At 65.1% G+C, this 15,557-nt stretch carries 13 protein-coding genes; 8 read left to right on the forward strand and 5 right to left on the reverse strand.

Annotated elements, in window-relative coordinates:
* The first annotated feature begins 157 nt into the window (after window positions 1-157).
* The 3 genes from ACSZPK_RS14835 to ACSZPK_RS14845 all read left to right on the forward strand — a co-directional run bounded on the left by ACSZPK_RS14835 (window position 158) and on the right by ACSZPK_RS14845 (window position 4,194).
* Complete coding sequence (locus ACSZPK_RS14835) at window positions 158-1,429, forward strand: hypothetical protein (RefSeq protein ID WP_437882414.1); 1,272 nt, start codon at window positions 158-160, stop codon at window positions 1,427-1,429.
* A gap of 242 nt (window positions 1,430-1,671) precedes the next feature.
* Window positions 1,672-2,349, forward strand: a complete 678-nt coding sequence (locus tag ACSZPK_RS14840) for an SDR family oxidoreductase (protein WP_437882240.1) — start codon at window positions 1,672-1,674, stop codon at window positions 2,347-2,349.
* A 348-nt stretch (window positions 2,350-2,697) separates the two neighbouring features.
* Window positions 2,698-4,194 (forward strand): aldehyde dehydrogenase family protein, encoded by a 1,497-nt coding sequence (locus ACSZPK_RS14845; RefSeq protein WP_437882241.1) that lies wholly within the window; start codon window positions 2,698-2,700, stop codon window positions 4,192-4,194.
* Between the two features lie 144 nt (window positions 4,195-4,338).
* Here the strand turns inward: ACSZPK_RS14845 and ACSZPK_RS14850 are convergent, their stop codons facing one another.
* The gene (locus ACSZPK_RS14850; RefSeq protein ID WP_437882242.1) at window positions 4,339-4,896 is read right to left on the reverse strand and encodes a transcriptional regulator; all 558 of its coding nucleotides are present in this window, start codon (window positions 4,894-4,896) and stop codon (window positions 4,339-4,341) included.
* A 176-nt stretch (window positions 4,897-5,072) separates the two neighbouring features.
* Between ACSZPK_RS14850 and ACSZPK_RS14855 the strand changes: the two genes are divergently transcribed.
* From ACSZPK_RS14855 to ACSZPK_RS14875, 5 genes are all read left to right on the forward strand, one after another.
* On the forward strand, window positions 5,073-6,251 hold the full coding sequence (locus tag ACSZPK_RS14855) for an efflux RND transporter periplasmic adaptor subunit (RefSeq protein WP_437882243.1): 1,179 nt from the start codon (window positions 5,073-5,075) through the stop codon (window positions 6,249-6,251).
* 15 nt (window positions 6,252-6,266) lie between these two features.
* Window positions 6,267-9,404 carry a multidrug efflux RND transporter permease subunit gene (locus ACSZPK_RS14860; protein WP_437882244.1) on the forward strand — a complete coding sequence of 1,046 codons (3,138 nt, stop codon included), beginning with the start codon at window positions 6,267-6,269 and terminating at the stop codon, window positions 9,402-9,404.
* Between the two features lie 4 nt (window positions 9,405-9,408).
* Window positions 9,409-10,839 (forward strand): efflux transporter outer membrane subunit, encoded by a 1,431-nt coding sequence (locus ACSZPK_RS14865; protein WP_437882245.1) that lies wholly within the window; start codon window positions 9,409-9,411, stop codon window positions 10,837-10,839.
* Window positions 10,840-10,896: 57 nt separating this feature from the next.
* Window positions 10,897-11,595, forward strand: a complete 699-nt coding sequence (locus ACSZPK_RS14870; protein ID WP_437882246.1) for a pentapeptide repeat-containing protein — start codon at window positions 10,897-10,899, stop codon at window positions 11,593-11,595.
* A 124-nt stretch (window positions 11,596-11,719) separates the two neighbouring features.
* Window positions 11,720-11,947, forward strand: a complete 228-nt coding sequence (locus tag ACSZPK_RS14875) for a hypothetical protein (protein ID WP_437882247.1) — start codon at window positions 11,720-11,722, stop codon at window positions 11,945-11,947.
* Window positions 11,948-11,952: 5 nt separating this feature from the next.
* Here the strand turns inward: ACSZPK_RS14875 and ACSZPK_RS14880 are convergent, their stop codons facing one another.
* Genes ACSZPK_RS14880 through ACSZPK_RS14895 form a run of 4 tightly spaced genes read right to left on the reverse strand, consistent with a single transcriptional unit; the run spans window position 11,953 to window position 15,552 of the window.
* Window positions 11,953-12,771: an AIM24 family protein gene (locus ACSZPK_RS14880; protein WP_437882248.1), complete on the reverse strand. Its 819-nt coding sequence runs from the start codon at window positions 12,769-12,771 to the stop codon at window positions 11,953-11,955.
* Between the two features lie 35 nt (window positions 12,772-12,806).
* Window positions 12,807-13,829 carry a FecCD family ABC transporter permease gene (locus tag ACSZPK_RS14885; RefSeq protein ID WP_437882250.1) on the reverse strand — a complete coding sequence of 341 codons (1,023 nt, stop codon included), beginning with the start codon at window positions 13,827-13,829 and terminating at the stop codon, window positions 12,807-12,809.
* Window positions 13,826-14,779 carry an ABC transporter substrate-binding protein gene (locus tag ACSZPK_RS14890; protein ID WP_437882252.1) on the reverse strand — a complete coding sequence of 318 codons (954 nt, stop codon included), beginning with the start codon at window positions 14,777-14,779 and terminating at the stop codon, window positions 13,826-13,828. Before ACSZPK_RS14890 ends, ACSZPK_RS14885 begins: the two co-directional genes overlap by 4 nt.
* A gap of 2 nt (window positions 14,780-14,781) precedes the next feature.
* Entirely contained in the window at window positions 14,782-15,552 is a 771-nt protein-coding gene (locus ACSZPK_RS14895; RefSeq protein ID WP_437882253.1) for an ABC transporter ATP-binding protein, read from the reverse strand.
* Between the last annotated feature and the right edge of the window lie 5 nt (window positions 15,553-15,557).

The following is a 15,557-nucleotide window of genomic DNA, read 5'->3' on the forward strand; positions in this document are numbered from 1 at the left end:
GCCTGCCGCCGGAACATGCAATCCCCCTTCCAGCGGCCATCGCATCCCGGGGCCCCAGAAGTCCCGGATATCCAATACGAGCAACAGGGAGCACTCTTTCATGGGGCGTCCGACCCGTTTTCTACCACTGGTTCAGGCCGTTGGCCTGGGCATCGCCATGCTGACCGTCAACCAGGCCGCCAGCGCTTATGAACTGTATGCCGACGACGACACGCACCTGAATGCCGACATGCTCGCCGTGTTCGGCCTGATGAACAGCCGCAAGAACTACGATGGCACCAGCGGCGGCTCGACCTGGCGCGAAGGTTTCATCAAGTATGGTTTGAGCGGCGACCAGGGCCTGGCTGGCGCCGGCACGGCCTATGGCGCGTTCAGCCTGGTCAGCTCCGCGACCTGGGGCGACGGCGATGCGGCCGGCAACACCGATGGTTCCGAGCGCACCACCAAGATCGAAGATGCCTACCTGGGCTGGCGCTCCGCCGACCTGTTCCCGCTGCTGGGCAAGGATGGCGTGGACGTCTCCTTCGGCCGCCAGGTGATCAAGATCGGCAGCGGTTTCCTGATCAACGACGATGGCCCCAACCTGGGTAACGGCCCGGCGGATGGCGCCCTCGACCGTGGCGGCGCCTACTACCTGGCCGCGCGGCATGCCTTCGACCGTACGGCCGTGCTGAAACTGGGCGGGCAGGACGGTCTGCACGGCAGCGCCTTCTGGCTGAAATCCGACAACCGTGCCCAGGCCGAGACATCGCTGGCCGGCGCCACCCTGGACTACACCGGCGCTGCCGGAACCCTGGGCCTGACCTATATCCATGGCCTCGATGTGACTGATCAATGGGCCAGCGATTTCCAGCAACAGCGCGATGGCATGGATATCTACAGCATCCGTGGCGAAGGCGATGCCGGCATTCAGAACGCCAGTTTCGCTTTCGAGTACGCCTGGCAGGACAAGGAGGCTGGCGCCGAGAAAGCCTGGTACGCCGAAGCGGGCTACACCTTCGCCGACATCGCCTGGTCACCCAGCGTGACCTACCGCTACACCCGTTACTCGGGAGGATGGGATTCGCTGTTCACTGGCCTGAGCACGGGGCTTGGCACCTGGTTCCAGGGCGAGGTCGCGGCCAACTACGCCGGCCCGTTCAACAGCAACACCGGCATCCACCACATCGGCCTCAAGGCCACGCCACTGGAGAGCGTGACGGTCGGCGCGCTGTACTTCGACTTCAGCACATTGCACGACCGCCGCGACTTGAACCTGAATGCCCGCGAACTGGACCTGTACGTCGACTGGGCGGTCAACGAGCACCTGATCATCAGCCCGCTGATTGGCCTGTACAAACCTGAGAAGGATTCCGCCACCGGTGGCAACCAGGTCGGCGGCAATGGCACCAACGTCTACAGCCAGTTGACCGTGGCCGTACCGTTCTAATCTGCTTCACTTGGCACTGAAACGCCGCAGCCTATGCTGCGGCGTTTTCGTTAGGATCGGTTGCAGGCAAAAAAAAACCGCCGGAGACCAATCCGGCGGTGAAGGTTCGAGCGTGATGAAGTCAAGCAAGGTCGCCTGAGCACTGATTTCATGGCGACGGCCTTACTATGAACAATCCAACCGGCGGCGGCTTGTGTCTGCTTGCCAGTGTTATTGCATTTCCCTGACAGAGAGAGTCCGACATGCAGAACATCCTTATCGCGGGCGCATCGCGGGGCATCGGCCTGGCCCTGGTGCGGGCCTTCCTCGAACGTGGCGAGCGTGTTCATGTGGTGGTTCGCCAGCCGGGCAACGAAGCCCTGAAAAATCTCGCCGAGCAGCATCCGCAACGGCTGAATCTGATCGTCAGTGACCTGACCGGCGATCAGGCCGCTGAGCGCATCGCCGCCGCCCTGGATGCTCCGCTCGATATCGCCCTGTTCAATGCGGGCATTTCCGCCAGGCAGACAATCGAGGACGTGAGCCATGCGCAGATCGTCGAACTCTTCCTCACCAACGCCATCGCGCCACTGCGGATCGCTCGCGCCCTCAGCACGCGGATGGCCAATGACGCGGTGATCGCCTTCATGAGTTCGCAGATGGGCAGCGTGGAACTGGCCCGATCTGCCGAAATGCCGCTCTACGGTGCGAGCAAGGCCGCCCTCAACAGCCTGCTGCGCAGTTGGAGCCGCGCGGCGGATCGGCCCAATGCCTGCCTGCTCGCCTTGCACCCTGGCTGGGTCAAGACCGATATGGGCGGCGACAACGCGCCGGTGGAAATCGTCGACAGTGCCGCCGGCCTGGTCGTCAGCCTGGACGCTCATCGCGGCAAGAGTGGCTGCTATTTCGTCGACTACCAGCAGCAGACATTACCTTGGTAAACCTGGACTCCCCACGTCATCCCTCTGGCCTGTTCCTGTTGCGGCATCGGGGCAGAAACAGGCACCCCGATTATTTACCGTCACTCCCGCGAAGGCGGGAGCCCAAATAAAAATATGCTTCTGGATTATTCCCCGTCGGGCGGCGCTAGCGCTGTTCAGCGATGGCGTCGCTTCCCTGCCCTCGCGGGAACGACGGTTAAACGCATACTTGGGGCTTTCCGGTGAGCCTGCACGCTCAGTCATGCCAGTTCGGCAGGCTCAGTCAAGTCTCCTGCCTGGGGCTTGCCTATGCTGGGCAGGTGATCGCCATCGGCGAACTTTCCATCTGCCCAGCTTCAGGAGCCGCTCGTGACTTCTCTGATCGATACCCTTCCCAGCGTCGAGGCTTTCCTTGGTCGCACCCATGCCTCGTTCATCGAAGGCGAACAGCGCCAACCCGCCAACGGTAACCTGCGCGACCTGTTCAACCCGGCCACCAACGCGGTATTGAGCCACACCCTGCAATCCGATGCCGAGCAAGTCGAGGCCATCGTACAAAGCGCCCAGCGCGCCTTCGCCAGCGGTGTTTGGAGTGGCCTGGCGCCGGCCCAGCGCGAACGCATCCTGCTCAGGTTCGCCGACCTGGTCGAAGCCCACAGCGAAGAACTGGCGCAACTGGAAACCCTCAACCAGGGCAAGTCGATCCACCTGGCCCGCGCGGTCGAGGTCGGTGCCTCGCTCAACTACATGCGCTACATGGCGGGCTGGGCGACCAAGATCGAAGGGCAGACCCTCGACGTGTCGATCCCGGTGCCGGCGGGTGCGCGCTTCAACGCCTACACGCGGCGCGAGCCGGCCGGGGTGATCGCCGGGATCGTGCCGTGGAACTTCCCGCTGATGATCGCCCTGTGGAAGGTCATGCCGGCGCTGGCCTGCGGCAACACCATCATCATCAAGCCCGCCGACGAGACCCCGCTGACCGCGTTGCGCCTGGCCGAACTGGCGGTCGAGGCCGGGGTTCCCGCAGGCGTGTTCAACGTGCTGATCGGCAAGGGTTCGGAAGCCGGCGCCGCGCTGGTCGCGCATCCCAAGGTGAACAAGGTGTCGTTCACCGGCTCGACGGCTGTGGGCAAGCAGGTCGGCGTCGCCGCCCTGCAGAACATGACCCGCTTCACCCTGGAGCTGGGCGGCAAGAACCCGATGCTGGTGCTGGCCGATGCCGACATCGAGAAAGCCGTGGCCGGCGCCATCGGCGGCGGCCTGCTCAACCAGGGTCAGGTCTGCGCCGCAGCCTCGCGCCTGTATGTGCACGCCAGCCGCTACAAGGACTTCGTCGAAGCCCTGACCGCCCAGGTCGCCGCGCTCAAGGTCGGTGCAGGCATGGACCCCGAGGCACAGATCAACGCCCTGGTCTCGCGCAAGCAGCAGGACAGCGTGCTCAACTACCTGAACATCGCCCGCCAGGAAGGCGCGCAGTTCACCACCGGTGGCGGCCAGCCCGACCTGCCGGGCTACTTTGTGCAACCGACCGTGCTGGCCAACCTCAAGCAGGACATGACCTCGGTGCAGGAGGAAATCTTCGGCCCGGTGCTCTCCGTGCTGCAGTTCGACGATGTCGAGCAGGCCCTGGGCATGGTCAACGACAGCCGCTACGGGCTGACCGCGAGCATCTGGAGCAACGACCTGGGCCGGGTCATGGACCTGATCCCGCGTATCGAAGCCGGTACCGTGTGGGTCAACAACCATGTCCCGGTCGACCCCAACCTGCCCTTCGGCGGCTACAAGCAATCGGGCATCGGCCGTGAGTTCGGCAGGGCCGCCATCGAGGGCTTCACCGAAGCCAAGTCGGTGTGCATCACCTACTGAGGCCATCGGCGCTGCCGGGCAACTGCCCGGCAGTCAGGGCCACAGGTCCGTTTCGCTGATCCAACCCGCCACATCGACCAGCGCGACTTCGCGGACCCAGTCCATGAAGGTCATGCCACTGAGCGGGTAGCGCAATGCGCCCCCTCAATGTGTCGCTGCACAACCGTGCAGAAAGAACTGGAGGATCGTCGCCGACATGCCGACCCTTGCCACCCGGCCACGACGCTCGGCATCGACCAGGCCGAACAGTGCCGAGCCGAACATTTCCGAAAGCACCGGGGCACCGATATCGATGCGGAACACGCCTTCTTTTTGCCCACGCAGGAAGAAGCGGTCCAGGGCATCGATATAGTGTTGCCAGCGCTCGCCCTCGCCACAGGCTTCGAGCGAGTCGGGGCGCCACTGGAAGATCAGGAAAACCAGCAGTTCACGATGCTTCAGGTGATCGTCGATCAGGCGCTGCAAGGCCTCAAGCGGAGGCACCGTCTCCAGCTCGGCATTGGCGATGACCTGATTCATCACCGTCGAGCCGTGGTTGAGCAGTATGTCGATCAGGTTGTCGCGGGTGCCGCAGAAGCGGTTCAGCGTGGCTTTGCTCACGCCGGCCGCCTGGGCTATTTCCTTGAAGGTGCCACGTGGATGGTCAACGATGGCAATGGCCAGGGCCTTGAGCAGTTTTTCTTCAGCAGCAGGTAGATCCATCGGCAGGTTTTCACTCGACTGGCGCGGGGATGGCAATTTTGCAGGAAAAACCCTTTTTCTCAAGTGGACTTGGTAACTTTGTCCACACAATTAGCAAATGAGTCAATATTGACTCATTTGCCTCAAGTAAAGATCATGTGCGCCTTCTATGGATTGGCGACTTGGCCAGGTGAATGATGACCACGTTACGCGAGCGTTGCGTTTTTTCGGCGATAACCCTTCTGGTGGCCATCAGCCTGGCCGGTTGCGAGCAATCAGGCGAGCAAGGAGGCTGGGGCGAGGCGCCGCCTCGTGAAGTCGATGTCCTGAGCATCAAGACCGAGCCTTTCACCGTAGTCGCCGAACTGCCTGGGCGTATCGAACCGGTGCGGGTCGCCGAGGTGCGTGCCCGGGTCGCCGGGATCGTGCTCAAGCGCACCTTCGAGGAAGGCGCCGACGTCAAGGCCGGCGACCTGTTGTTCCAGATCGACCCGGCGCCATTCAAGGCCGCCCTGTCGCGTGCCGAAGGCCAGTTGGCCCAGGCCGAGGCGCAACTGTTCCAGACCCAGGCGACGCTCAGGCGCTATGAGCCGCTGGTGAAGATCGAAGCGGTCAGCCAGCAGGACTTCGACGTCGCCAAGGCCGCCCTGCAGAGTGCCCAGGCCGCCAAGCGTTCGGCCCAGGCCGACGTCGAAACCGCACGCCTGAACCTTGGCTATACCGCGGTCAAGGCGCCCATCGCCGGCCGTATCGGCCGTGCCCAGGTCACCGAGGGCGCGCTGGTCGGCCAGGACGAAACCACCCTGCTCGCCCGTATCCAGCAACTCGACCCGGTGTATGCCGACTTCACCCAGCCGGCCGCCGATGCCCTGCGCCTGCGTGCGTCCATAGCCGAGGGCAAGGTCTCCGGCCAGGGTGACAAGGAACTGTCCCTGCGCGTCGACGGCACCGCCATCGAAAGCCGTGGCACCCTGCTGTTCACCGATGTCGCGGTGGACCGCACTACCGGGCAGATCGCCCTGCGCGGCCGCTTCGACAACCCGCAGGGCGTGTTGCTGCCCGGCATGTACGTGCGGGTGAGTACGCCGCAGGGCCTGAACCAGAATGCCATCCTGGTGCCGCAACGTGCCGTGCAGCGTTCGGCGGATGGCAAGGCCAGCGTGATGCTGCTGGGTGCCGAGGATACCGTCGAGGCCCGTCCGGTCACGACCGGTGCCATGCAGGGAGGCCGCTGGCAGATCACCGAAGGGCTGCAGGCCGGTGACAAGGTCATCGTCAGTTCCCTGACGGCGATCAGGCCGGGGGCCAAGGTCGTACCTCGCCCGCAAGGCGCACAGGCGCCCGCTGCTGACGCCAGCCAACCCAAGGCGCAATAAGCCGGAGCCCATGACATGACGTCCCTGTTCTTTATCCGGCGCCCGCGCTTCGCCTGGGTGGTCGCCTTGTTCATCTCGATGGCTGGTCTGCTGGCCATCCCGTTCCTGCCAGTGGCGCAGTACCCCAACGTGGCGCCGCCGCAGGTCACCATCACCGCCACTTACCCCGGTGCGTCTGCCCAGGTGCTGACCGACTCGGTGACCAGCGTCATCGAGGAGGAACTGAACGGCGCGAAGAACCTGCTGTACTTCGAGTCCACCAGCAACGCCAACGGCATCGCCGAGATCACCGTGACCTTCCAGCCCGGCACCGACCCGGAACTGGCCCAGGTCGACGTGCAGAACCGCCTGAAGAAGGCCGAGGCGCGCATGCCCCAGGCCGTGCTGACCCTGGGCATCCAGACCGAGCAGGCCACCGCCGGCTTCCTGCTGATCTACGCCCTCAGCTACAAGGATGGCGGCAAGCACGACGACACCACGGCGCTGGCGGACTATGCCGCGCGCAACATCAACAACGAAATTCGTCGCGTACCCGGTGTCGGCAAGCTGCAGTTCTTCGCCTCCGAAGCCGCCATGCGCGTCTGGATCGACCCGCAGAAGCTGGTGGGCTATGGCCTGTCCATCGATGACGTCAACGCCGCCATTCGCGCGCAGAACGTGCAGGTGCCGGCCGGCGCCTTCGGCAGCACGCCCGGCGCTGCCGAGCAGGAGCTGACCGCGACCCTCGCGGTCAAGGGCACCCTGGACAACCCCGGGGAGTTCGCCGCCATCGTCCTGCGCGCCAATCAGGACGGCTCTCGCCTGACCCTCGGCGACGTGGCGCGCATCGAGGTCGGCAGCCAGGACTACAACTTCGGTTCGCGCCAGGACGGCAGGCCGGCCGTGGCCGCGGCCGTGCAACTGGCGCCAGGCGCCAACGCGATCCAGACCGCAAAGGCGGTCAAGGAACGCTTGACCGAGTTGTCGGCGAACTTCCCGGACAACGTGCAGTTCTCCATGCCCTACGACACCTCGCGCTTCGTCGACGTGGCCATCGACAAGGTCATCGCCACCCTGGGCGAGGCCATGGTGCTGGTGTTCCTGGTGATGTTCCTGTTCCTGCAGAACGTGCGCTACACCCTGATTCCATCCATCGTCGTGCCGGTGTGCCTGCTCGGCACCCTGACCTTCATGTACCTGCTCGGTTTCTCGGTGAACATGATGACCATGTTCGGCATGGTCCTGGCCATCGGCATCCTGGTGGACGACGCCATCGTCGTGGTCGAGAACGTCGAGCGGATCATGGCCGAGGAAGGCCTGCCGCCCGTGCAGGCGACGATCAAGGCGATGAGCCAGGTGTCCGGGGCGATCCTCGGCATCACCCTGGTGCTGTCGGCGGTGTTCCTGCCGCTGGCGTTCATGTCCGGCTCGGTCGGGGTCATCTACCAGCAGTTCTCCCTGTCCCTGGCGGTGTCGATCCTGTTCTCCGGCTTCCTGGCCCTGACCTTCACCCCGGCGTTGTGCGCCACCCTGCTCAAGCCGATTGCCCAGGGGCATCATGAGAAGCGCGGTTTCTTCGGCGCCTTCAACCGCCTGTTCGCCCGCCTGACCGGGCGCTACACCGCGCTCAACGGCAAACTGGTGCCACGCGCCGGGCGCTTCATGTTCATCTATGTCGGCATCGTGGTGCTGATGGGTTTCTTCTACCTGCGCCTGCCGGAATCCTTCGTGCCGGTCGAAGACCAGGGCTACATGATCGTCGACATCCAGTTGCCGCCGGGCGCCACGCGTGAGCGCACCTCGGCCGCCGGCGAGCAACTGGAAGCATTTCTCGCCTCGCGCGACGCCGTGGCCACTTCGTTCCTGGTGCTGGGCTTCAGCTTCTCCGGCATGGGCGAGAACGCCGCCATCGCCTTCCCGCTGCTCAAGGACTGGTCCGAGCGTGGCCCCGATCAATCCGTGCAGGCGGAAACCGGTGCGGTCAACGGCCGCTTCGCCAACCTCGACGACGGCGCCATGATGGCCGTGCCGCCACCGCCCATCGAGGGGCTGGGCAACTCGGGTGGTTTCGCCATCCGCCTGCAGGATCGCGCCAACCTTGGCCGCACGGCCCTGCTCGCCGCCCGCGATGAGGTGCTGGGCAAGGTCAACGGCAACCCGAAGTTCCTCTACGGCATGATGGAAGGCCTGGCCGAGGCGCCGCAGTTGCGCCTGGTCATCGACCGCGAGAAAGCCCGGGCCCAGGGCGTCAGCTTCGAGTCGATCAGCACGGCGCTGTCCACCGCCTTCGGCTCCTCGGTGATCAACGATTTCGCCAACGCCGGCCGCCAGCAGCGGGTGGTGGTGCAGGCCGAACAGGCCGAGCGGATGACGCCGGAAAGCGTGCTCAAGCTGCACGTGCCCAACGACAGCGGCAGCCTGGTGCCACTCAGTGCCTTCGTCACCACGAAGTGGGAGGAAGGCCCGGTACAGATCGCCCGCTACAACGGTTATCCATCGATCCGTATCTCCGGCGACGCCGCACCCGGCGTGAGTACCGGCGATGCCATGGCCGAACTGGAGCGTATCGCTGCCGAACTGCCGGATGGCATCGGTTATGAGTGGACGGGGCTGTCCTATCAGGAGAAGGTCGCCAGCGGCCAGGCCCTGGTGCTGTTCGCCCTGGCCATTGTCGTGGTGTTCCTGTTGCTGGTGGCGTTGTACGAAAGCTGGGCGATTCCGTTGGCGGTGATGCTGATCGTGCCGGTCGGCGCCCTCGGCGCGGTGCTGGCGGTGACCGCCACCGGACTGGTCAACGATGTGTACTTCAAGGTCGGCCTGATCACCGTGATCGGCCTGGCGGCGAAGAACGCCATCCTCATCGTCGAGTTCGCCAAGGACCTGTGGGAGGACGGTTACTCGCTACGCGAGGCGGCGGTCGAGGCGGCGCGCATGCGCTTCCGACCGATCATCATGACCTCCATGGCCTTCATGCTCGGCGTCGTGCCGCTGGTGATCGCCACCGGTGCCGGCGCGGCCAGCCAGCGCGCCATCGGCACCGGGGTGATCGGTGGCATGTTCAGCGCGACCCTCCTGGGCGTGCTGTTCATCCCGATCTTCTTCGTCTGGGTGCTGTCGCTGCTGCACACCAAGCCTCAGCAGACCGACAACCATCCCCTGCACAAAGCGGAGTAATGCCATGACCAGCCCTATCATGCTGCGCCCCGCCCTGCTCGCCCTGGCCGTGGCCATCGGCGGTTGCTCCCTGGCGCCCAGCTACCAGCGCCCCGAGGCCCCGGTCGCGGCGCAGTGGAACGGCGACCCGGCACGTTCGCTGGCAACCCTCGACTGGCAGGCGTTCATCGTCGACCCGACGTTGCGCCAGGTGGTCGAGGCCAGCCTGCAGAACAACCGCAGCCTGCGCCAGGCGCTGCTCGACATCGAGGCGGCACGTGCCCAGTACCGGGTGCAGCGCGCGGACCGCCTGCCGTCGATCAATGCCAATGCCACCGGCAACCGCCAGCGCCTGCCGGCCGATCTGTCGCAGACCGGTCGTTCCGAAGTGACCAGCACCTACCAGGTCGGCCTGGGCCTGGCCGAATACGAAATCGACCTGTTCGGTCGCGTGCGCAATCTTTCCGAGTCGGCGCTGGAAACCTACCTGGCGACCGAGCAGGCGACCCGCGCCACGCAGATCAGTCTGATAGCCGAAGTCGTCCAGGCCTACCTCACCCGCGATGGCGCCCAGCGTCGCCTGGCGCTGGTCGAACGAACCCTGGAAAGCCGCGAGGCCTCGCTGGAACTGGTCAGCCGCCGTCGCCAGGTCGGCACGGCCACCGCGCTCGATTACCAGGAGGCGCTCGGCCTGACCGAACAGGCCCGCGCCGAGCGCGAAAGCACCGCGCGCGAACTGCGCCAGGCCGACAACGCCCTGACCCTGCTGATCGGTACGCCCGATGCGCTCGACCTGTTGCCAGCCAGCCCCAGTGCCGACCTGCTGCTGGTGCAGGACATCCAGCCCGGCACCTCGTCGCAGTTGATCGAACGGCGCCCGGACATCCTCGCCAGCGAGCACCGGCTGAAGGCACGCAACGCCGATATCGGCGCGGCGCGGGCAGCGTTCTTCCCACGGATTTCCCTGACCGGCTCGGTGGGTAGCTCCAGCACCGAGCTGTCCGGCCTGTTCGATGGCGGCTCCAAGTCATGGACCTTCGCACCGAGCCTGTCGCTGCCGATCTTCGCCGGCGGGCGCAATCGCGCCAACCTCGACCTGGCCGAGGTGCGCAAGGACGCAGCCATCGCCGACTACGAAGGCACCATCCAGACCGCGTTCCGCGAAGTCGCCGATGCCCTCGCCGCGACCGATACGCTGCGCCGCGAGGAGATCGCACGGCGTGCCCTCGCCGACTCCAGCCGCACCGCCGAGACGTTGGCCGAAGCCCGCTACAAGGGCGGGATCGACGATCACCTGCGCTACCTGGATGCACAACGCAGCGCCTTCACCGACCAGAGCAGCCTGATCCAGATCGGCACCCAGCGGCAGATCGCCCTGGCCACGTTGTTCCGGACCTTGGGCGGTGGCTGGTCGGCGAACGACAGGACGATTTCGCAGTCGAACCCGCCACGCTGATGCCGGTGAGGGACGGCCCTCTCGCCCCTCGCCTTACTTACCCCCCAGAGATTCCGCATGCCCGCCGAAACCGAGTACTCAACCGTCACCCAGGGAGACATCGAAGGCCGTGACCTGGCCGAACTGATCGCTCACGCGCCAGGCCCCCTGGCCTTCGTCGGCATCGACTTCAGCGGCCAGGACCTGTCGCGCCTGAACTTCAGTGGCGCCCGTTTCGAGCGTTGCCTGTTCGCCGGCAGCAATCTCACGGCGGCCAAGCTGGAGAACAGCCAATGGCAAAGCTGCCGGGGCGGCCAGGCGATCTTCACCTCGGCCACCCTGACCGATGCCCGCTTCCGTGGCTGCGACCTGAACAACAGCCGCTGGCAGCGCAGCAAACTGGCCCACGTCAGCTTCACCGGCTGCAAGCTGACCGGCGCCAATTTCGCCGATGTGTCGTCGCTGGGCCTCGGCTTCGACGATTGCGTGCTGCGCAGCGCCTGCCTTTCCGGTGTGTCGTTCTTCAAGTCGGAGCTGCGTAACCTGGACTTCGCCGAGGCCGACCTCAGCTACTGCGATTTTCGCAAGGCGGTGTTCGTCGACGGTGGTAGCCTGTCGCTGGCACGGGTCAACGACGCCCGCTTCGATGAAGCAGACCTGCGCGAGGCCAGCCTCGATGGCTTGCGCCTGGTCGATGCAAAACTGTTCAAGGGCGCGATCATTTCCAAGGCCCAGGCCGCCATGTTACTGGCCGGCCTGGGGCTGACCGTACGCTGAAACCAACCACAGTTGTAAGAAAAGTGCCTAGCGACACGTTTACACTGTCCAAGCTTTTCAGCGGCCTGGTCCGCATCACCTGCCGTCGTTTGACGGCCAGCGCATTAGGGCGACGGAGCACGCGATGGGTATCAAGAAATCTTCGGTAGAACTGAAGCGAGACCTGAAGAACACAGCCGCCAATCTGGAACGGACTGCCGGCGAAATCAGCCTGCTCGCCGAACAGATCGAAGGTGTCGATGTGGTTGCCGTGCTGCACCTGATGAATCGCCTGTACAAGGATGCCGACCAGCTCAAGGCCTATGCCGAAGAGGTCAAGGCCGGACGCATCGTGCGTAAGACGCAGGGCTGATTCGACTAGCCCCGGTTGTTGCTGCTGCCATTCGATTGCACCAGTTGCTCGACCCCGCCATACAGGCCGATACGCTGGTAGACCGGCTCGGTCGGGGCGAGGAACACGGTGCCCGGCCCGGTGAAGGTCTGTAGCAGCAGTTCACCAGACGTCACGCTCTGGAACAGCGAGCCCCCCGATTTCTCGGCACGGAAATCCACCGACGCGGTACGGGCCAGGGCGAAGTTGCCATCGACGGTGAGTTTCTCGCCTTTGTCCAGGGTGATGATCATCAGTTCCTCGACCGGCACCGGCGACTTCAAGGCGACCACGCCATGGCCTTCGATGGCGGTCTGGAACAATCCCTCGCCGCCGAACAAGGCACTGGACACCGAGCGCTGCATTTCCGCCTTGACGCTGATGCCACCGGACGCGGCGATGAACGCGCCCTTGTCGCAGATGATGCGTTCATCATCGACGTTCATCAGCAGGTAATGGCCGAAGGTCGGCTCCAGGTAGACCTCGCCGCTACCACTGATGCTCGACTGGAACATGGTCTCGCCGCTGGCCAGCCGGCGCATCACGCCAGAAACCAGGCCACCCTGCATCTTCGATTCGAGGGTCAATGCGCCCTTCATGAAGTACAACGCCCCCGGCTCGATGAGGGCCTTGTGGTCGTCGAGGGTGATGCGCAGCATCTTGGTGGTGATCTGCGCCTCGTTGAGCAGGAACACCTTTTCCGCCACGCCGAGGCTGTCCGAGCCCTTCAGGCGCGGATAGGCGACCACCTCGATCTTGATACGGTCGGTTTCAACGGAGTCGAGAACGCTCAGCGCTTGGGTCATGTCCATACATCCATGCAAAGGGAGCGGCGAGCGTATCAGCGCCGACGCAGCAGGACCATGAAAAATACCCCACCCATGACTGCCGTGACGATGCCGATGGGCAGGTCTTGCGGCGCGATCAGCGTTCGCGCCAGCACATCCACCCAGAGCAGGAACAGTGCGCCGAGCAAGGCGCTGACTGGCAGCAGGCGACGATGCTCGGCGCCGACCAGGCGCCTGGCCACGTGCGGCACCATCAGGCCGACGAAACCGATGGCCCCGGACAGCGAGACCAGCACGCCGGTGAGCAACGCGGTACTGGCGAACACCCACAGGCGCAGGCGCCGGCTGTCGAAGCCCAGGCTCAGGGCCGACTGCTCGCCCGTGAGCAAGGCATTCAGGCCACGGGCCAGGCCAAGCAGCGCCAGCAAACCGAGACTGACCGCGACAGCCGGCACGATCAGGCTCGGCCAGCGCGCCGAGCCCAGGCCGCCGAGCATCCAGAACAGCACCGAACTGCTGGCGTGCTGATCGCCGAGGTAGAGCAACAGGTTGGCCAGTGCCATCGTCACGAACGACACCGACACACCGCTCAGCAGCAGCCGGTCGCTTTCCAGCCTGCCGCCCTGCTGGGCGATGGCGAGGACCAGCAGCATGCTGCCCAGGGCGCCGATGAACGCCGCCAACGGCAAACTCAGCAGGCCGGCGAAAGACCCGAGGTAGAGGACCACCAGCACGGCGCCCAGGGCGGCGCCGGAACTGACGCCAAGCAAGTGCGGATCGGCCAGCGGATTGCGCGTCACGGCCTGTAACGCGGTGCCGACCAAGGCCAGTCCCGCGCCGACCAAGACCGCGAGCAGCACGCGCGGGGCGCGGATGGTCCAGACGATGCGCTCGTGTCCCCTGCTCCACTCGCCGCCGACCTGCAAGCCCAGGTGCTGGCCAACGATTGCCCAGACCTCGTGCAAGGGAATCCGCGCGGGGCCGAAGCCCAATGACGCCAGGCAGGAAAACAGCACGGCGAGCGCCAATCCGAGCAGCAACCAGCGATAGGCCCCGGCGCCCCTGAAAAACCTCATCGCCCGGCTCCGTACAGGGTCGGATGCAGTGCCCTGGCCAGGGTCTCTACCGCCTCGGCGTTGTCCAGCGAAGGCACCACCTGCAGGTAGGACAGGACCACGAAACGCCGCTCACGGATCGCCGCCATCGACTGCAAGGCCGGATCGTCCAGCAGGAAGTCACGCTTCTGCTGCCAGGTCTGTGCACCGTAATCGACGATCACGATCACCTGCGGGTCGCGCTCGACCACGCTTTCCCAATTGGCCTGGGTCCAACTGGCGGGAATGTCCGCCATCACGTTGCGCCCGCCCGCGGCCTCGATCAGCGCCTGTGGCATGCCCAGGCGGCCGGAGGTAAAGGGACGGTCCTCACCGCTGTCATAGAGGAACACCCGGGGCCGAGGCTGGCCGCCTACCCGTGCGCGGACGTGTTCGATGCGCCCGCGCAAGCCTTCGACCAGTTCGGCGGCGCGAGTCTCTACCGAAAAGATCCGGCCCAGGTTAGTCAGGTCCTGGTAGAGGCCTTCCAGGCTCGCCTGCCGCTGCGTTTGCACGTGGGAGCAGGACTCGCTCAACTCGTAGACCTGGACCCCCAGCGGCGCCAGGGTCTGCGGGGTGACCGGGCCGCCAACGTGCATGCCGTAGTTCCAGCCCGCAAAAAAGAAATCGGCATCGGCGTCCAGCAGGTTCTCCACCGAGGCATAACGGCTGGCCAGTTCCGGCAGGCCGTCGAGGGCCTGGCGCAAGCCGGGGTCGAGGGTTTTCCAGCCACTGATACCGGTATAGCCGACCATGCGCTCGCGCAAACCGAGGCCGATCAGCATGGCGGTCATGTTGATGTCATGGCTGACAGCGCGTTGCGGCGCCTGGGTGAAGGTCACCTCGCGCGCGCAACTGTGCAGCGTCAGGGGATAGTCGCCGGCGAGCGCCGAAAGCGGCAGCCAGGCGAGGATCAGCAGGCGTTTGTACATGGTCAGACGATCCAGGTGATGCGCGGGTGGCCCGCCAGGGGGTGACGATCGACCAGCGCTCGCACACCGAAGACGTGCAGCAGCAGTTCAGCGTTCAGCACTTGCTCTGGCGAGCCTTCGGCGACGAGGCGGCCATTGGCGAGCACGTACAAGCGATCACAGAACGCCGCCGCCAGGTTGAGATCATGGAAGCTGGCCAGGGTCGAGACAGGCAGGCTGCGCAAATGGCGCAGCAGCTCGATCTGGTAGCGCGGGTCCAGGTGATTGGTCGGCTCGTCGAGAATCAACAGCCGCGGTTGCTGGACCAGGGCACGAGCCAACAGTGCACGCTGCTTTTCACCGCCGGACAGGTCGAGAAAATCCGCATCGGCCAGCGCGAGCATGCCCACCTCCTGCAAGGACCGCTCGATCAGCCCGGCTTCCTCATGGCGTTCGCCTTCGAACAGCCCTTGGTGCGGCGTGCGGCCCATGGCGACCACATCCCGTACGCTCAGGCCGAGCAGCTCCGGGAACTCCTGGAGAACCACCGCGACATGCTGCGCACTCCAGCGCGCACTGCGTTGCCAGAGCGCTTCGCCTGCCAGACTGATGCTACCGCGCTCGGGGCGATTGGCCCGATAGGCACAGCGCAACAGGCTGGTCTTGCCGCTGCCGTTGGGACCGATCAGGCCAACGAACTCGCCCTCCTCGACCCGCAGCGCGATGTCTTGCAGGCTCCAGTGACGAGCGCCATGCGGCGACCAGTCCAGCCCTTCGATCTGCAACAGCGGCACGGCGG

Source organism: Pseudomonas sp. LRF_L74 (genome assembly GCF_965644255.1).
Classification (GTDB): domain Bacteria; phylum Pseudomonadota; class Gammaproteobacteria; order Pseudomonadales; family Pseudomonadaceae; genus Aquipseudomonas.